Raw genomic sequence first — 16,454 nt, 5'->3', positions numbered from 1 at the left:
GGGAGTGGCCGGGGCGCGACGAGCGCGGCATCTGCCTCCCGTGCGGTGCCCTGGTCGACCTGGCCCACCTGCGACCCAGCGCTAGCCCGCCGCGGGCTCCTGCGAGGCCCGCCGCGACAGCTCGTCGAGCACCACTTGGTGCCGACGCGCCGCCGGCGACATCTCGGGCAGCTCCCCCGTCTCGAGGAACGCCCCTACGTCGACCCGCTGATGTTCCCACGCCGGGCGGGTACGGTCGGCCTCGTCGCGCAGCTCATCGACAGTCATCCACTGAACCGGCTTGTCCACGCAGCTCAGACTAAGTGGGGGCGCAGCAGGCGTCGCAGCTGTGGCCAACTGAATGCAGCTCACCGCTCCTTGCAGCGAGAGTCAACCTGCGGCCGGACCATCGAGGAGGCGTCCAGTGGCGTACTCGACCCATGGGCCGACTCCGACGCCTGGGCAGGCAGCTTCAGCGGCGCGGCGGGTCGCCCAGGCATCGGCGGGGAACCGGCCGCTCTCCAGAGCGGCACCGGCGTCCACGTCCTGTGCGACGCGACCGTCGTCGAAGAGAGCGTCGTAGCGGAACACCTGCTTCTTGCGACCGAAGAGCGTCGTCCTGAACTCAGCACGCGCCCGAAGCGCAATCGGAAACTCCACGGTTGCCACGCCAGCGATCCTGCCAGTGCGGACCCGTCAAACTGGAGCCACTCTCGACACGGAAGGGAACCAGATCCGGCAAGGCGGCCCTACCAAGGCACCAACCCGCGGCAGTATCACCGCACTCACCGCGGCATGTCAGTACGTTCGACGACGCCCTTCAGGAAAGCTCAATTCTTCCTATCCCGGTCCCGGGTTGGAGGTTCAGCGTTTGAAGGCGCAGCTGTCCGGCGACGTGCCAGTAGCTCTCGAGGTCGGTGACCTCAAGGTTGGCAATGCCATCGAGGCCGCCGAGGAACAGTGGAGTCACGTAGCCGGCGCACTGCGAGAACAGCAGCGGTTCGCCGACCGTGGGCAGGAATGCTGCGAAGAAGTCCCGAGCGAGGGCGGCGTCTGCATAGTCGACGAGCTCCTCGTCGTGCAGGGCGCTGAATGGGATCGGGATCTCAAGCCATTCGCCAGTCCCCGGTTCGAAAAGGAGTGCAGTGGGGTCTTCTTCGCCGTGGACCGTGCAGAACTGCCGACCCAGCCAGTCAAAGCCGAACGGCTGACCGTGACTGGGAGCGTCGGGGTAGGCGACGTCGATGAGGTCCGACGCCAGACGAGCCGACTCAGGCGTGTGGACGCGGTAGAGGCCATCACTGAACGTGCGCCCACCGGCGCCTTCGCGAAGGGCGTTAGGCGTCGAGGATGCGATCGGGGCCAGAGGTGGCCCATCCGTCACCTCGTAGATCCCGAGGAAGCGCTCAAGCATGCGCGCAGCATGTCTCAAATGGGTCCAGGCGTCCACGACAACCCAGCAGGGGCCTTCAAGGCTTTCCCTTACGGACAGCGGCAGTTCCGCGTGTTCCTACCGGCGGCATGGTCGGGCGTCCCGTCCCGGCAGCGTCAGGAGCGGGACGCTGCGCGACGCCGCGCACCGACCGGGGCATTCAAGGGAACAGCCTCCACTTTCCCTCGGAGACGACCTCAACAGTGTCGTCGACAACCTTGATGGCCGTCTGGTCATCCATTGCGTAGGCCGGGCCCCCGACGCGTGCAAATGGGGTGGCCCAACCTCGGCGCCTTTCCGGGTTCTCTGAGTGCCGAGCGACGATTGGTTTGAGCGACGAGCGCGTCCGCCTCATGGATGTGGTGTTCGCTCGAGCCCCGCCGGCCGGCGCGCCTGTGCCGCCGGCTCCGAGACCAGCGTCTGGCCGTCGCAGGTCTCGTGATCGGCTACCGCACGACCCCCTGGCCCCACGTCGCCGTCCTGGCCTCCGTCCCGGTCACTTTCGGGCTGCTAACTCCGCCTGCGGTAGGCACCGCAGCGGCTACTCCTTGTTGCGGCCGTGACCGTTTCGAGCGCCGGGCACAGCGGTCAACCGGGGCCAGCGGTCAACCGGTGACCATCGAGTTCAGCGAAGACTCTCACCCAAAGGCGCGTGTCCAGCCTTTCTGGGCGCAGCAGTCTGCCCCGCCATTCCTGGCAGAGGACAAGCGGATCAGGAGGGGCGGGGAGCAGCGACGGCTTCCGATTGGCCGCCAAGGCCCGGGTCAGGCCATCTCGGGGACATGCAGATGCGCGAACGCGAGCTCCATCTCAGCGACGTCCTCGACCGTCGACCCGCTTTCTTGGACCCCGGCCTCGCGGATACGCGCTATGGCGTCACGGCCGGCCGCCAGAGCCTGGCTGCTGTCGAAGATGATTGTCCCTACTCGCCGCCCGGTCTGGCGGTTGATGAGCATGCTGGCGCTGCAGAACCCATCGAGCTCCTCGTACTTCGGCAGGACAGCCATCTTGTAGACGTCTATGGCTCGGTCCGTGTTGCTGGGGTCAGCGCGCAGCCAGGTGACCACTGCGCAGGCCCCTTCGCCGGTGGGGTGGTCGCGGTGCATCGCCGCGACTTCCCACGCGTCCACCACGCTGGTGCCCGCCCCGAATACTTGCTCCGCGGAGGCACGCAGGGCGCGTACCGGCTCGGCGCTGGCCTTCAGCGCAGCCTCCGACTCCCAGGCGGTCGTGGCGATGCAGCGGCCATTGGCGCGCTGCACCAGCAGCGACATCCCGGCGCCCCCCGTCATCGCGGTGACTGCCGGGAAGATCTGGTCACGGACGTGCGCGATCCCGGCGTCGATCCTGGCCGGGTCCCCCTGGATGATGGTGGTGCGTGCATACATGGCGAACTCCTCCGTTGAGGCGGCCCCAGGCGGGCACCGCCCATCCGTCCACGCTCCTCTGGCACTCAACGTGCGGTAAGGACCTACGGCCACTGGCAAGCGTCCGCCTGCGCCTCATCACGCTGGTCAAGGGGAGTTGGGGCGGGTTCATCCACCCATCCAGGCGGGGTTCTTCTCTGGCTCAAGGCTGCCGCTGCCGCATCGGCGCGAGGGCCAGAGGGACGTGGGCTTCCCGGTGTCAGGCCCTGTGAATGGGGCGAGCTGTAGCCGTTCGCCTTTGACCGTGACCGCAGTCTTGCGTCACGCACCCACCGCCCCGATGGACGAGCTGACCTCCGTCACGTCGGGGGGCGCCAGCTCCTGGGGAAAACGGGCGGGGTCGCGGCCAGGCTGCTCCCGGGGGACCGTCGACGGTCGCCGCGAGCTCAGGTGGTCGTGGGTGCCACGAGCTCCGAGCGCACGAGCACAGCAGCGCCTCCGGGTTCTCAGCAGGCGAGACTTCCCCACCGACTCGGCTGACGCGGCTCCAGGTTTCACCGCCCCCACTTCAGCGGACGACGTCGAAGACGTTTAGCTGGATGCCGTTGGCGTAGACCGCGTGTTCCACAAGGTTCAACTTCTGGGCGTCCTTGTCGGTGGCGCTGAACAGACGCTTGCCTGCTCCGAGCAACAGCGGGAAGACGAGTAGGTGGTATCGGTCTATGAGTCCGGCGTCCGAGAGGCCTTGGTTCAAGGTGGCGCTGCCGTGGACGATGATCGGGCCGCCCGTGGTCTCCTTCAAGGCAGCGACATCGTCAAGCGAGCGGATGATCGTCGTCTCGCCCCAGTTCGGAACGAGCTCGCTTTCGGTGAGCGAACCGGAGACGACGTACTTCGGCATCAGCTTGTAGTCGGCGAATTCGTTCATGGCCGGCCAGACGGGACTGAACGCCTGGTAGCTGACCCTGCCCAGCAGCATCGCGGTCGCTTCTTTCTGCTCCCGGGTCTTGATCTCGTACGCCTCGGGGAGGAACTCGACGTCCTTGAAGGTCCATCCAGAGTTCCTGTAGCCGGGCTCTCCCCCCGGGGCCTCGACGACACCGTCAACGGAAATGAAGGCGGTGCTGTTCAGAGTGCGCATTGATGTCACCTCGGTGTCGAGTCCTGTCCCGGGTGGGCCTGCTTCGCCGAGCGCGCCTGCAGTAAGTAGATCGTGACTTGGGCGGCAGAACAACTGATAGATCGTCCGCGGTCGCTGCCTCCGGTCCGGCACAGCACCGATGCGTTTCGCGGTGTTAGTCTCCGCGCTTACCGCAAGCCCAACCCGACCCCACCCTGCCCGGGCACGCGCAAGCCCACCCCGGACGTCGTGCTCCGCGGCGGCGGGACCCTGCCGGCGCCCACGATGTCACCCTCCAGGCCTGACCCGCCGCCAACAGGGATGGGCTCCCGTCGCCGAGCGCAGACGATGGTCCCCGCCGGTCGAGGACAGATCGGCTTGGCGGACTGCGCTGTCGCGAGTTGACGCTTACCGTCGAGCCGCAGTCCGGCCGTCGGGGCGGGCCGTGCCCTTCCGTCGCCCGTGCGGGCAGGGGTCGCCGGGACTTCCAGCAGACGCTCAGGATCCGCGCTTGGGTTCAGCGTCGGCGCCCCGCCCAGCAGGTCGGGGCCGCGGCCGACTCGGCCGTCGGGGGGTCATCGCGGTCACCGTCCTGCTCAGCGTCGTGGCCCACGGGCCGAGCGCTGACCCGCTGGCGGTCCGGTATGGATGGGCGGTCGCCGTGCAAAGCGAAGGATCTGGCGAGGGTGCTGCTGACCTTCCGGTCCGTGGCCTGCCCGGGCGTCGGCGGCACCACCATCGACACCGCCGCGGCACGGCCTGACCCGCGTCGGGCCGGAACATCATCCCGCCGGGAGGACGCCCGTGAGGTGGCACCGCGGGAGCCTGATCACCTGGTGGTGGCACGGGGCAAGGGCAACGGGTGGTCGTGATGGCGTTTGTGGATGGGATCGTCGTCGCCTCGGTCGGCTTGATGCTCGCGCTGATCGTCCTCATGGCCGGGGCAGCCATCGTCCTGCTCATCCCGGAGGCGTTGATGCATTGGGTGCGTCGACACCGCGACAGCCATCGGACCGTCTAGGTGTCGGAAGTGGTGAAGTCCGGAGACGAGGCCATGGCGGTCGAGCCGACCGACTCCGGAAATGACAGCCCCTGCCGCGCCGACCGGGCCGGGAGGGTCTGAGTCCGGCAACGTCAGTGGCAGCACGGATGTTGCTCCGCGCGGGCCGGGCAGGTTGCCCCCCGCAGCCGAACACGGCAGTGCCCGCGTGACGCACACGAATGCTCGGCCGCGCTCCAGGCAAAGACCTCGGCTCCGCACCTTCGCGACCGCGACACGCGCTCGGGACACGCGGTCGATGCGCGCCGAGTTCGGAGACAGCCATAACCACCGACTCTCCACCGCCCTCTGGGGGAGGGCAGCATCGAGTATGCCGCGCCACTACCGCGGCCAGCACCAAGGTGGCTGCACCAACTCGGTGGACCGCCAAGAGGGTTGGCTTGCCGGGCCGCGCAGTGTCCCAGATCACGTAGGCCGGAGATGTTCGACAACCTCGAGCACGATCGACTCGGGCGAGCAAGCTCGGCAGGCTCAGGCGCACGATACCTGTTTGGCGCCTGCTCATGAGTTCTTGGGTCACCAGGGCCGCCCCCGCGTCCTGAGGCCCCAAGGTCTCGGCACGACGGAGGGCCCGGACCGAGAACCGGGCCCTCCATCTGTGAGGTCTACTGGCCGGTGCGTCAGCTCACCGTCGGATGGCTGATCTCGCAGCCGCCCTGCCCGCTGTTGAAGTCGTTGGCCCAGGTGGACTGCACCGGGTAGCTGCCGGTGGTCAGGGTGATGTTGGCTGCGGCGCCCTGGCCGGAGGAGATCCAGGCGCACTTGTCGCCGTTCTCGTAGCCGGTCAGGTCGGTCCAGCCGCCGGCCGGGAACTGGTCGGTGATCGTCTCGGCGTACTCGTGACCCTCGACGATGGTGACGCCGTCGGTGACGCCGCTCGGGCCGGAGTTGACGAAGTTGGCACCACAGCTCGAGCCCATGTCGGTGACGTAGGGCTCGTTGGTGAAGGCCAGCGGGCCGTACGGCGAGCTGACGGCGCCACCGGACAGCGTGGCGTCACCGGTGTAGTCGTGCCACGCACAGAACTGCGAGGTGGGCGTGTTGAAGCCGTCCGGCTTCGTCCCGGTGGGCGAGAGCACGACGTACTGCACGTTGCGGTTCGAGGCCGCGGTGGTGTTGCCGAAGTGGCCGGCGGCCTTGACCGCCTCGGCGCCGATCTGGTTGCCGGTGGCCTGCGCCGGAGCAGCGGCTGAGGTGTCGGCCCAGACACCCGCCAGCGCACCGCCGGTCGGGTAGCCCACGTGCGCCGACCCGGCCGAACACGTGGTGCTGCCCTGGGTGACGCCCTCGCAGTACTGGGTCATGACCCCCGACCAGGTCTCGCTGCCGGTGCCGAGGCCCTTGAAGAACCCCTGCAGGATGGGGGCGGTGCCCTGGGGGTCGCCGGTGAGCGTGGTGTTGCCCTGGGCGTCCGTGCCCGGGGTCCCCCACTGCGAACCCCAGAAGACCAGGTAGACCTTCGGTGCACCCGTCGTGACGCCGACCCCACCGGTGCCGCCGCCGTACGCCAGGTTGTTCAGCCCCAGGTTCGGCACGCTCGCGCCGAGCGTCTGCACCACGCCGTGGCGGTAAGGGTGGTCCAGCGCGTCGCCGGGGCCGCCGGGGGCCGGCGCGGTGGCGGCATTCGCGGCGACCGGGAGCAGCCCTGCTGCGAGGACGGAGGCGCCGAGCGACGCGAGCGCCCGGGCCCGCCAGCGTCGGGGCATGGCGGAGTCGTTCCTGGTGAAGGTCACGAGGAGCCTTTCGTTGCAGTGACGTTCGGCCGCCGTCGGCGGTCACGGGGTCAACGAGGCTCCTGGCGCCGGGTTAGTCAACGGCAGGCAAAGGTGCGGCAAAGATGGCCGGTATGCCGGGTGCCGCACCTCGGGTGAGGCACCCGGCATACCCGTTCCGGGCGCGTGGGCGCGCGGCGGGCAGACCCGGCGTCGGGCAGGATCGGGGCATGACGACCCTGGCTCCCGAGGCTGCCGAACTGAACCGGCGACGCGCGCTGCGGCGGATGCGGCTGCTGGCGCTGGGGCTGCTGGTCCTCGCCGCGGCGGTGTTCGTGGCGACCCTGCACCGGGGCGGGGCGTGGGGCTACGTCAACGCCACCGCCGAGGCGGCGATGGTCGGTGCGCTGGCCGACTGGTTCGCGGTGACCGCGCTGTTCCGGCACCCGCTGGGCCTGCCGGTGCCGCACACCGCGATCATCCCCAACCGCAAGGACGCACTCGGCCAGAGCCTGGAGGAGTTCGTCAGCACCCACTTCCTCACCGCCGAGGCGGCGCGGGAGCGCTACGCGGCGGCGGACGTGACCCGGCGGGTCGGGCGCTGGCTCAGCGAGCCCGAGCACAGCGCCCGGGTCGTCGCGGAGGGGTCGGTCCTCGTGGACCGGGCGCTGGCCCGGGTGGACGTGGCGGACGTGCGCGCGGTGGTCGAGCAGGCGGTGCTGCCCAGCCTGGTCGAGGAGCCGGTCAGCGCCGTGCTCGGGCACCTGCTCGAGGGGGTGGTGGCCGACGGCTCGCACCACGGGCTGGTCGACCTCGCCGTCGCCGAGGCGCACGACTGGCTGGTCGACAACGCGGGCACCGTCATCGGCATCGTGGAGGAGCGCGCGCCCTGGTGGACCCCGCAGTGGGTCGACGACCGGGTGGCCGGCCGGGTGCACCGGGAGGTCGTGGCGTGGCTTGCCGACGTGCGCGACGACCCTGACCACCGGGTGCGGCAGGCACTGGACGACCTGCTGGCCCAGCTGGCCGAGGACCTGCAGCACGACGAGGGGACGATGGAGCGGGCCGAGGCGCTCAAGGTGCGGCTGCTCACCCACCCGCAGGTCGGCGAGTCGGTCGTGGCAGTGTGGCGCACGTTGCGTACGTCGCTGTCGGCGGCCCTGCGCGACGAGCACGGGCTGCTGCGACGGCGGCTCACCGAGGAGGTCGCCCGGCTCGGCGAGCGCGTGGCCGTGGACGAGGCGCTGCGGGCGCGGCTCGACGCGTATGCCGGTGACGCGCTGGCCCACCTGGTCAACACCTACGGCCACGAGATCACGGCGATCATCTCCACGACCATCCAGCGCTGGGACGGCAAGGAGGCGGCCGAGCGGATCGAGCTGCACGTCGGACGTGACCTGCAGTTCATCCGGATCAACGGCACCATCGTCGGCGGCCTGGCCGGCCTGCTGATCCACACGGTGGCGACGCTGGCCTGACCGGAGACCCCGACCACACGACGGCTGGGCTGCGCCTGCACACCACCTGAACGGTGGGCAAGGACCTCGGCACCAGTTGGTCTGCGTTGGGTAAACCGTGTCCCGGGCCGGCTCGCTGCCTCCCTACCGTCATCGGCGGACGGACATCGACGGCCTTCGATCCTGAGGCCGCCAGATCCGGCCGAGCACACCCACCTGCGACCGGCGGGGCCGTCCAGCGCCCACGGTCGTCCTGCCGAAAGGTCCCCTCCATGCGCCTCACCTCCCTGTGCGCCGCTGCCGCCCTCGCCGGCCTGGCCTCGGTCACCGTTCCCGCAACCGCCCTGGCCGCGCCGCACACCGCGGGCGGCCACCATGCGCAGGGCAAGGCCACGAGCCACGCGCACGCCACGACCAAGAGCCACGGGCACGGCAAGGCCGACCCGCTCGCCGGGCAGCGCAAGGGCACGACCGCAGCCATCGCGGCCCAGACCCGTTCGCTCACCCGGCTGCTGGCCAGGGAGAAGGCCAACACGAAGCTCAACACCACCGACCGGGCCGCCCTGACCGCCGCCACGCAGCAGGCGCTGGACGCCCTCGCCGCCGACACCGCCGCAGTGGGGACGGCCACGAGCCGGACCAGCCTGCACAACCTCGTCGTGGCGGCCGTGCGGACCTCGCAGGTGGCCGGCGCTCAGGACGCCGTGGTCCGGCTGGCCGACGCCCAGGAGGCGGCCCCGGCGGCGCTGACCCAGGAGGCTGCGGACCTGCAGGTCAAGCTCGCCGCGGCCACCGCCGGCACCGACACCACCGCCGCGACCGCGGCCCTCGCAGACCTGGCCACGCAGGTGGCCGCACTGTCGGCCAACGCCACCAACGCCGCCACCGCGGTCACGACGATCCTCGCGGTGAGCCCGACCGCGTCGCACACCGACCTGGTCGCCGCGGTCCAGGCGGCCCACACCGCCCTCGCCCCCGGCGACGTCGCCCTGGCTGCGGCGAAGGCCGACGTCGCGGTCGTCAAGACGGCTCTCGGCGGCTGACACCAGCTCGCCACCCGGTCGCTGCCGGCCCGCTCACCCGAGCAGGCCGGCAGCGCCGTGTCCGGGCCCGATCAGGGGGCGGGACCTGACGGGAACCAGCATGGGGACCACACTGGGGGGACGACCCTCGTCCCCGACCGGGAGCCCTCGTGCCACCGAACCCCGCCAACATCAGCTTCGTGACCGACCGCCTCGCCGTCGGCGGTGACCTCGACTGGCGTGAGCACGTGGCCCGCGCCCAGCTGCAGGAGCTCGTCGATCTCCGGGTCAGCCACATCATCGACGTGCGGGTGGAGTGGAGCGACGAGGACTTCGTGGCCGCCTACGCGCCCCAGGTCCGCTACCTGCACCACGGCATGGACGACGACGGGCAGCGGGTGGCGGCGGAGTGGTTCGACACGGGTGTCGGCTGGGCCCTGGAGGCATGGGAGGCCGACCCGGCCCACGTCGTCCTGACCCACTGCCACATGGGCATCAACCGCGGCCCGTCGCTGGGCTTCGCCGTGCTGCTGGCCCAGGGCTGGGACCCGGTCGAGGCGCTCGACGCGATCCGGGCCGCGCGCCCGATCGCCTACATCGACTACGCGCGGGACGCCCTGCGCTGGCACCACACCCGCGCCGGGCACGGGCGGCGCGAGCTCGCCAGGGACCTCAAGCGCCTGACGGAGTGGCGCGAGCGCAACGACCTCGACGTGGTCTCGGTCATCCGCGGCATCCGCCAGGCCGAGAACACCGGCTGACTCAGCGGGCCCGGGGCCGCGGCGCGCAGCCTGCTCAGGCGGTCGGGCGCAGGATCGGCGGGGTCAGCGCACTGGCCCGGCCGGCGCGGTGGAGCATCGCCGGACGGCCGCCGCCTCGGGTGGTCCGCTCCCCCGTCTCGACCAGGAAACCCTGGGCACCGGTGACCTTGCGGTGGAAGTTGCGCGGGTCCAGCGGCGCGCCCCAGACCGCCTCGTAGACGGCACGCAGCTCCCCGACGGTGAACTCGGCCGGGCAGAACGCCGTCGCGAGGGTGGAGTACTCCAGCTTGGCCCGGGCCCGCTCCACCCCGTCGGCCAGGATCTGCGCGTGGTCGAAGGCCAGCCGCTTCGGGTCGGCGAGCAGCTCGGCCACCGGCCACCAGCGGGCGTCGGCGGCGTCGCTGCCGGCACGCGGGTCGGGCAGGTCGGCACCCAACGCCAGCCAGGCCACGGTGACCACGCGCATCCGCGGGTCGCGGCGCGGCGCGCCGTAGGTCCGCAGCTGGTCCAGCACCACGTCGCCCCGGCCGACCCCGGCCTCCTCCGCGAGCTCGCGGTAGGCCGCGTCCTCGAGGTCCTCGTCGACCTGGACGAAGCCGCCCGGCAGCGCCCACCGGCCGGCATACGGCTTGCCACCACGACGCACGAGCAGCGCGTGCAGGGCCTGCTCGCGCAAGGTGAGGACGACGAGGTCCGCCGTCACGGCGAAGGGCGGGAAGGCGTCCGGGTCGTAGGCCATGCCGGCACTCTAATCGTCACCTTGACGTTAGTCACCCGATCAATTTATCGTCATGCTGACGACATAGAGGGAGGAGGTCGGCATGGAGCTGACGACGGGACAGTGTGACCGGGCGGCGGGAGTGCTGCTGACGCAGGCCTGCGGGGACGCGCTCGGGGTGCCCTACGAGTTCGCCGCTCCCCCGGCCGGTGAGCCGCGGATGGTCGGCGGCGGCCTGGGGCCCTACGCCCCCGGCGAGTGGAGCGACGACACGCAGATGTCGCTGTGTATCGCGCGGGTTGCCGCCCGCGGCGACCTCACCTCCCCCACCGCGCAGGACGAGGTCGCCGCCGCGTTCGAGGGGTGGCTGCGCCTCGGCGCCAGTGACGTCGGCACCCAGACCCGGCTCGTGCTGACCGAGGCCGGCCGCTGGGACGGCCCGGCCGCGCGTCGGCTGCGCGAGGCCTCGGAGCGGCTGCACGCACGGACCGGGCGCACCGCCGGCAACGGCGCCCTGATGCGCACCGGCGTGGTGGGCCTGACCCGGCTGGGCTCGCGGGAGGCCACCGCCACCACGGCCCGCGCCCTCGCGGAGCTCACTCACGCCGACCCGCTGGCCGAGGACTCGTGCGTCCTGTGGTCAGAGGCGGTGCGGGTGGCCGTGCTGGAGGGCCGGTTCGACCTGGTCTCCGGGCTCGACCTGCTGCCCGCAGTGCGCCGTGGCCAGTGGGCGGCGTGGATCGACGAGGCGACCGGCGCGGAGCCAAAGGCGTTCTCCCCCAACGGTTTCACCGTCAGGGCGCTGCAGGCCGCGTGGGCGGCGGTCAGCTCCACCGACGACGGCGACGGCTCCCCGGCACACCTGCAGCGAGCGCTGGTCGCAGCCGTCCACGCCGGGGACGACACCGACACCGTGGCGGCCATCGCCGGCGCACTGCTGGGGGCGCGCTACGGCGCCTCGGCGGTGCCCGCCCGCTGGCGGCGCGAGGTCCACGGCTGGCCGGGGATGCGCGCCCGGGACCTGGTGTCGCTCGGCGTCCGGACCGCACGAGGCGGGGTGCCGCAGGGGTCATGGCCCCTGGTCGAGCGTATGGCCACCGGCCGCGAGCCGGCCCGTGCCGTGCCGCACCCGCACGACCCGGGCGTGCTGCTCGGCACCCTGGCCGACCTGGGCCGCACCGCCGAGCTCGGCGTCGACGCGGTGGTCTCGCTGTGCCGACTCGGCACCGCCGAGGCCCCGGCCGCGGGCGTCGCGCCCCGCGACCACGTGGAGGTGTGGCTGGTCGACAGCAACCTGCCCTCGGACAACGCCCACCTGGACTTCGTGCTCGACGACGCGGCGGCCGCGGTGGAGCTGCTGCGCGCGGAAGGCCGACGGGTGCTGCTGCACTGTGTCCACGCCGAGCAGCGCACCCCCAGCGTCGCGCTGCGGTATGCCGTGCGGCAGGGAGCGGAGGCGCGCGAGGCGGCGCGCTTGATACAGACGGTGCTGCCGAGCACCCGGGGCTACGGCCGCCTCTGGGACGCGGCCCTGGGTCAGCCGGCAGGCGGCACGGTGATGGTGCCGTGCTCGAACGCGCCGTGCTCGGTGCCGTCGGCGTCGGTGACCACGTCGCCGACCGGGTAGCCCCAGGTGCCGGTCTCGGCGCCGTCGGCCTTCCACTGGGCCAGCACCCGACCGGTGACGACGTAGGCCGCGCCGCCGGTGAGCGCCCACACCTCGCCGCCGGCGAACTGCTGTCCCACACCCCGGCTGTCGCCACCGGAGACCCGGTCGGCGCTCGGGTAGCCCAACGCGCCCGTCTCCCGGCCGTGCTGCCCCCAGGCCGTGTAGACCGGCTGGCGCACCACCGCCGGACTCGTGGCGGGGCTGTCACAGGCGGCACCGCCGTCGAAGAGCTGGATCCACGAGCCGTCGGTCTTCGTGGTGCGGTCGGCCTTGGGGTAGCCGAGCTCGCCCTTCTCCCGGCCCAGCGCGACCCACTTGCTCAGGGCGTCGCCGAAGACCACGGACGTGCTGGTGTGCGGGCTGTCGCAGAGCACGCCCTTGGCGAACGTCTGCGCCCACGAGCCGTCCTGCTGCGTGACCCGGTCGCCGTTGGGGAAGCCGAGCACGCCGTTCTCCCGGCCGTGCTGCACCCACACCGTGTAGGCCCAGCCGTAGACGACGGAGGTCACGGTGTGCGGGGTGTCGCAGAGCAGCCCGTGCTCGAAGAGCTGGCTCCACGTGCCGTCGGGGCGGGTGGCCCGGTCGCCGTTCGGGTAGCCCAGGACGCCGCCCTCCCGGCCGTGCTGCGCCCAGACCGTGTAGGCCCAGCCGTAGACCACCGAGGCCTTGGTGCGGCTGGTGTCGGCGACCAGGCCGTGCTCGAAGGCCTGGGTGAAGGAGCCGTCGGAGTGCGTGACCCGCTCCCCCGTGGGGTAGCCCAGCACCCCGCGCGGGCCACCGACGCGGGACCAGGTGTCGCGGGCCAGGCCGTAGATCGCGCGGGCGCCGGTGGCCTTGGTCCAGTAGATCGAGCCGTGCTGGTAGGTGACGTACCTGCCCTTGTTGTCCCCCACCGCCCGCTCGGGGCCGGTCGAGCCACCGAGGTAGGAGCCGTTGGCGCCCATGGCGTTGTAGCGGGTCAGGATCGCGCCGCACCCCTGCAGGCAGGGTGCGCCGTGCTCGGAGGTCCGGTTGTCGACGAGGGTGGTGGTGGAGCACTGCGCCCACTTGTACGGCGGCACGCAGCTCACCACGCGGCACGCCACACCACCGCTGCACTTCACCTGGGTGTTGCACTGGCCGTAGCGGAAGGCGTTGCAGCAGTGGCGGCGCTGGTCGCAGGTGGTGCTGGGGCCGGCGCCGCACCTGCAGGACCAGCAGCGGCTGTCGCAGATGTGGTCACCCGAGCAGCCGGTGCTGCACGAGGAGCAGGTGGCGTTGCAGTCGACGATGTAGCGGTAGCCGCCGCAGCACCAGGAGGAGTCGGCGGCCTTCCACCAGCCGGCGCTGAACGTGCCCGGCGGGCAGGCGTTGACGCCGTTGTTCACGGTGCAGCAGAAGACGGTCCAGCCCGCGGAGAAGGTGTTGCCGGGGCCGCAGATGGTGGCGTAGGCGTCCTGCGCCCTGAGCACGTAGTCCTTGGGGTGGGCGACCAGCGCCGAGCCGACGACGGCGGTGCGGACGAGGAAGCCGCGCCGGCTGAACCGGCCCAGGGCCCGGGAGGCGCGCCCGACGAGCCGGGCGGCGGGACCGGAGGCCGTGGTGGCCAGGACGAGCGCGGTCTGCGCGGCATCCAGGGTGGTAGAGCTCTGGCTGCCGGCCGGTGTCCCGGCGTCCTGCGGCGCGGTCTGCGTGCTCACATCAGGCTCCATCCGCGGTCGACGTTGAGCTGGCTCACCTTGCGGGCCGCGCGGGGCACCACGGCCATCCGTCGGGCGTGGCTGCCCAGGACGACGAAGAGGCAGAAGGCCCGGCCGCGCTCGGTGAAGAAGTGCTGCGCGGCGCTGCGGTCGCCGAAGACGCGCTGCAGCCGTGACGGGGAGAACTGCGAAGGGGCCAGGCGCGGCATGCCCTGCGCGGCATACAGGCCGTAGCCGGCGAGCTCCGGCTCGAACTCGACGAGCGAGATGAAGATGTCGCCGGCGCCGAGCAGGTCGACCACGCCGCTGCCGAAGTCGCCGCGGTCGGCCGGCAGCGGCCGGGTGCTCGCGTGCAGGATCGGCAGGGTCCGCTCCCCCACCGCCGGGGTGCGGCGGAAGATGCGGTGGTCCCAGCCGTCGCCGACGGTCACCGACAGGCCGTGGTTGGACAGCCTCATGGCCCTAGCTCCCCTCTCGTGACGACACCGCTCACGACGACCCCCTCATGACAGCCCGCTCATGACAGCCCCGCCGCGCCGGCCAGCGCAGCAGCCGCGACGACGAGGGCGCCCTGCGCCAGCCGGTCGGCCGGGCGGCCCCAGCGCTCGAGGGCGCCGAAGACGCGGTAGAGGTCCTCGCGCACGTGGACCCGGGCCAGCAGCGGCACCGGCAGCGCCCGGACCAGGCCGAAGACGGCGCCGATCGCCACCCCGGCGCGCACGTCTCCGGACCAGGCGGCGAGCAGCACGGTGGCGTAGACCGTGGAGCTGGTGACGATCGTGACCACGCCGAAGCCCAGCTGGGTGCCGAAGCCCACGCCGTACACCCAGCCGCGGTAGCCAGACATCCAGTTCTCGTCGACCTGCCGACGCCAGCTGGGCAGCCGGCGACCGGCGACCCCGCGGTCCAGGAGCAGGCCGGCCACGAGCAGGACGGCCAGCACCGTTGCGGTTGCTGGCGACTCGCGGACGCCGGCGGGCAGCAGCGAGCCGAGTCCGGCGGCCAGAAGGCCGAGGGTGAGACCCCCGATCAGGGAGCCGAGCAGGTAGGCGACGACCGTCACCCACCAGCGGGAGGCGCGGGCCCGTTCACCGAACGGGCTGATGCTCGAGAGCATCGACTCGCCTCAAGGTGACCAGGTCGCGCGCACGGCGGCGACCGCGGCCATGGGCAGCCCCACGGCAAGCGCGACCACAGACGGGCTCATGCGCGGTCGGCCTCGTCGGGCGGTGCGTACATGCTGGCGTGGCCGGGGTGGATGCCGGCGCCGAGCAGCTCGCGGTCGATGCGGGCCAGGTCGTCGCGGTCGTGCGCGTGCGTGCCGACCGGTCCCGGTCCGGTGCGGCCGGCCTTGCGCCGCGCCTCGGCGGTGTCGTCGACGGCCTGGCCCATGAGGTCGGCGACCTGCGCCCACGTCGTCGAGGAGCCCTCGCCGGTGATGAGCCCGTCCTCGACGTAGACGAAGTAGGGCGAGCCGGGGACCCCGTAGTCGGTCCACGCGCCCGAGGACTGCACCACGTCGAGGCCGTCGCCGGCGAGCTGGCGCAGGCGGGTGACGCTCTCCTCCTCCGGGCCCTTGGCGACCACGAGCAGGCTGGCGTCACCGGGCACCGCGACGTGGCCGCGGGAGAGCTCCTCCCAGAACGTCGCGCAGACGGCGCAGCCGCTGGACAGGAAGGCCAGGAGGGTACGCCGGCCGGTCGCCGAGACGGCGACGCTCACCTCCTCGTCGTGCAGGGTGGTGCCCACGACGTCGGCGGCCGTCGTGCTCGGCGGGCGGGTGTTGGGCACGACGCCCTGCTGGAGCTGGACGGGGACCGGGCCGGAACCGTTGTGCTGCTTGGCGTCCTGGTCCCTGTCCTCGAGCTCGAGGCCGGCGCCGAGCTCGTGCAGCGCCTTGATGATGAGGGCGTGGCTGCGCAGCAGCCCGAGCACCAGCAGCCCCAGCAGGGCGATGGCGACGCCCTCGGCGATCACGGCGGCGAGCATCGGCTCATCCTTCCTGCGGGGCGGACCGCGGACCGCGGACCGCGGCGGGGGTGGTGGTGGGCAGGACCGCGATGACGAGCCAGGCCAGGAAGGCGACCAGCACGGCGTACCCGGCGGTGACGAGCTGCCCGGGCTGGGCGGTGAGCAGCCCGGTCGGTGGCGCGACGGCGGTCGCCGCGGCGGCGCCGGCCAGCAGCGCGGTGACGAGCAGGTGGGCCCGTGTCGGCGGGGTGTCGGGCTTGCCGAAGCAGCCGCAGGACGCGATGACGCCGCCGCGGGCGAGGGCCAGGCCGACGAAGCCGGTGAAGGCGAGGTAGGCCACCGCGACGAGGCCGGCGGTGAGGGCGGCCGGCCGGGCGATGGCGGCGATGCCGAGGACGACCTCGGCGGCGGCAAGCGCGCGGGTGGTGGCTGAGGCGCGGCCGATGGTGGCGCCGATGGGGAGCCCGACCGAGCGCAGCGCGCGCACGAGCGGGAGCGGGTCACGCA

17 protein-coding genes are annotated in these 16,454 nt (G+C 72.1%); 5 read left to right on the top strand and 12 right to left on the bottom strand.

Translation table 11 applies throughout. The annotated features are described in order from the left end of the window. Window positions 1–81 precede the first annotated feature (81 nt). The 5 genes from VF825_RS12685 to VF825_RS12660 form a co-directional block, all read right to left on the bottom strand. On the bottom strand, window positions 82–288 hold the full coding sequence (locus VF825_RS12685) for a hypothetical protein (protein ID WP_331113814.1): 207 nt from the start codon (window positions 286–288) through the stop codon (window positions 82–84). Between the two features lie 81 nt (window positions 289–369). Next, window positions 370–648: a hypothetical protein gene (locus VF825_RS12680; RefSeq protein WP_331113812.1), complete on the bottom strand. Its 279-nt coding sequence runs from the start codon at window positions 646–648 to the stop codon at window positions 370–372. Window positions 649–799: 151 nt separating this feature from the next. Further along, on the bottom strand, window positions 800–1,393 hold the full coding sequence (locus tag VF825_RS12675; protein WP_331113810.1) for a hypothetical protein: 594 nt from the start codon (window positions 1,391–1,393) through the stop codon (window positions 800–802). 782 nt (window positions 1,394–2,175) lie between these two features. Further along, window positions 2,176–2,799 (bottom strand): hypothetical protein, encoded by a 624-nt coding sequence (locus VF825_RS12665; protein ID WP_331113808.1) that lies wholly within the window; start codon window positions 2,797–2,799, stop codon window positions 2,176–2,178. Between the two features lie 547 nt (window positions 2,800–3,346). Next, the gene (locus tag VF825_RS12660) at window positions 3,347–3,919 is read right to left on the bottom strand and encodes a dihydrofolate reductase family protein (RefSeq protein WP_331113806.1); all 573 of its coding nucleotides are present in this window, start codon (window positions 3,917–3,919) and stop codon (window positions 3,347–3,349) included. A gap of 850 nt (window positions 3,920–4,769) precedes the next feature. Here VF825_RS12660 and VF825_RS12655 point away from each other — a divergent pair. Next, window positions 4,770–4,919 carry a hypothetical protein gene (locus VF825_RS12655; protein WP_331113804.1) on the top strand — a complete coding sequence of 50 codons (150 nt, stop codon included), beginning with the start codon at window positions 4,770–4,772 and terminating at the stop codon, window positions 4,917–4,919. A 659-nt stretch (window positions 4,920–5,578) separates the two neighbouring features. Here the strand turns inward: VF825_RS12655 and VF825_RS12650 are convergent. After that, a complete protein-coding gene (locus VF825_RS12650; protein WP_331113802.1) occupies window positions 5,579–6,664 on the bottom strand; it encodes a hypothetical protein in 1,086 nt (361 codons plus the stop codon). A 236-nt stretch (window positions 6,665–6,900) separates the two neighbouring features. On the opposite strand from VF825_RS12650, the gene VF825_RS12645 reads away from it, so the two are divergent. From VF825_RS12645 to VF825_RS12635, 3 genes are all read left to right on the top strand, one after another. Continuing rightward, window positions 6,901–8,148, top strand: coding sequence for a DUF445 domain-containing protein (locus VF825_RS12645; RefSeq protein ID WP_331113800.1), 1,248 nt, complete (start codon window positions 6,901–6,903; stop codon window positions 8,146–8,148). Between the two features lie 251 nt (window positions 8,149–8,399). Continuing rightward, entirely contained in the window at window positions 8,400–9,170 is a 771-nt protein-coding gene (locus tag VF825_RS12640) for a hypothetical protein (RefSeq protein ID WP_331113798.1), read from the top strand. Between the two features lie 149 nt (window positions 9,171–9,319). After that, entirely contained in the window at window positions 9,320–9,910 is a 591-nt protein-coding gene (locus tag VF825_RS12635; RefSeq protein ID WP_331113796.1) for a dual specificity protein phosphatase, read from the top strand. 34 nt (window positions 9,911–9,944) lie between these two features. Here the strand turns inward: VF825_RS12635 and VF825_RS12630 are convergent, their stop codons facing one another. Further along, window positions 9,945–10,649, bottom strand: a complete 705-nt coding sequence (locus tag VF825_RS12630) for an NUDIX hydrolase (protein WP_331113794.1) — start codon at window positions 10,647–10,649, stop codon at window positions 9,945–9,947. Between the two features lie 82 nt (window positions 10,650–10,731). On the opposite strand from VF825_RS12630, the gene VF825_RS12625 reads away from it, so the two are divergent. Beyond that, window positions 10,732–12,255, top strand: a complete 1,524-nt coding sequence (locus VF825_RS12625) for an ADP-ribosylglycohydrolase family protein (RefSeq protein ID WP_331113792.1) — start codon at window positions 10,732–10,734, stop codon at window positions 12,253–12,255. Here the strand turns inward: VF825_RS12625 and VF825_RS12620 are convergent. From VF825_RS12620 to VF825_RS12600, 5 genes are all read right to left on the bottom strand, one after another. Next, complete coding sequence (locus VF825_RS12620) at window positions 12,165–13,976, bottom strand: hypothetical protein (protein ID WP_331113790.1); 1,812 nt, start codon at window positions 13,974–13,976, stop codon at window positions 12,165–12,167. The genes VF825_RS12625 and VF825_RS12620 overlap by 91 nt on opposite strands. After that, the gene (locus VF825_RS12615) at window positions 13,973–14,434 is read right to left on the bottom strand and encodes a hypothetical protein (RefSeq protein WP_331113788.1); all 462 of its coding nucleotides are present in this window, start codon (window positions 14,432–14,434) and stop codon (window positions 13,973–13,975) included. The genes VF825_RS12620 and VF825_RS12615 overlap by 4 nt, the downstream gene beginning before the upstream one ends. Window positions 14,435–14,493: 59 nt before the next feature. After that, on the bottom strand, window positions 14,494–15,093 hold the full coding sequence (locus tag VF825_RS12610; RefSeq protein WP_331113786.1) for a hypothetical protein: 600 nt from the start codon (window positions 15,091–15,093) through the stop codon (window positions 14,494–14,496). Between the two features lie 86 nt (window positions 15,094–15,179). Next, entirely contained in the window at window positions 15,180–15,965 is a 786-nt protein-coding gene (locus tag VF825_RS12605) for a hypothetical protein (RefSeq protein ID WP_331113784.1), read from the bottom strand. 4 nt (window positions 15,966–15,969) lie between these two features. Then, window positions 15,970–16,454 (bottom strand): MauE/DoxX family redox-associated membrane protein (locus tag VF825_RS12600; RefSeq protein ID WP_331113782.1); only part of this gene is annotated, 485 nt, incomplete at its 5' end.

Source organism: Oryzihumus sp. (assembly GCF_036391795.1).
GTDB lineage: Bacteria > Actinomycetota > Actinomycetes > Actinomycetales > Dermatophilaceae > Oryzihumus.
This window is presented reverse-complemented; position numbering and strand designations above follow the sequence as displayed.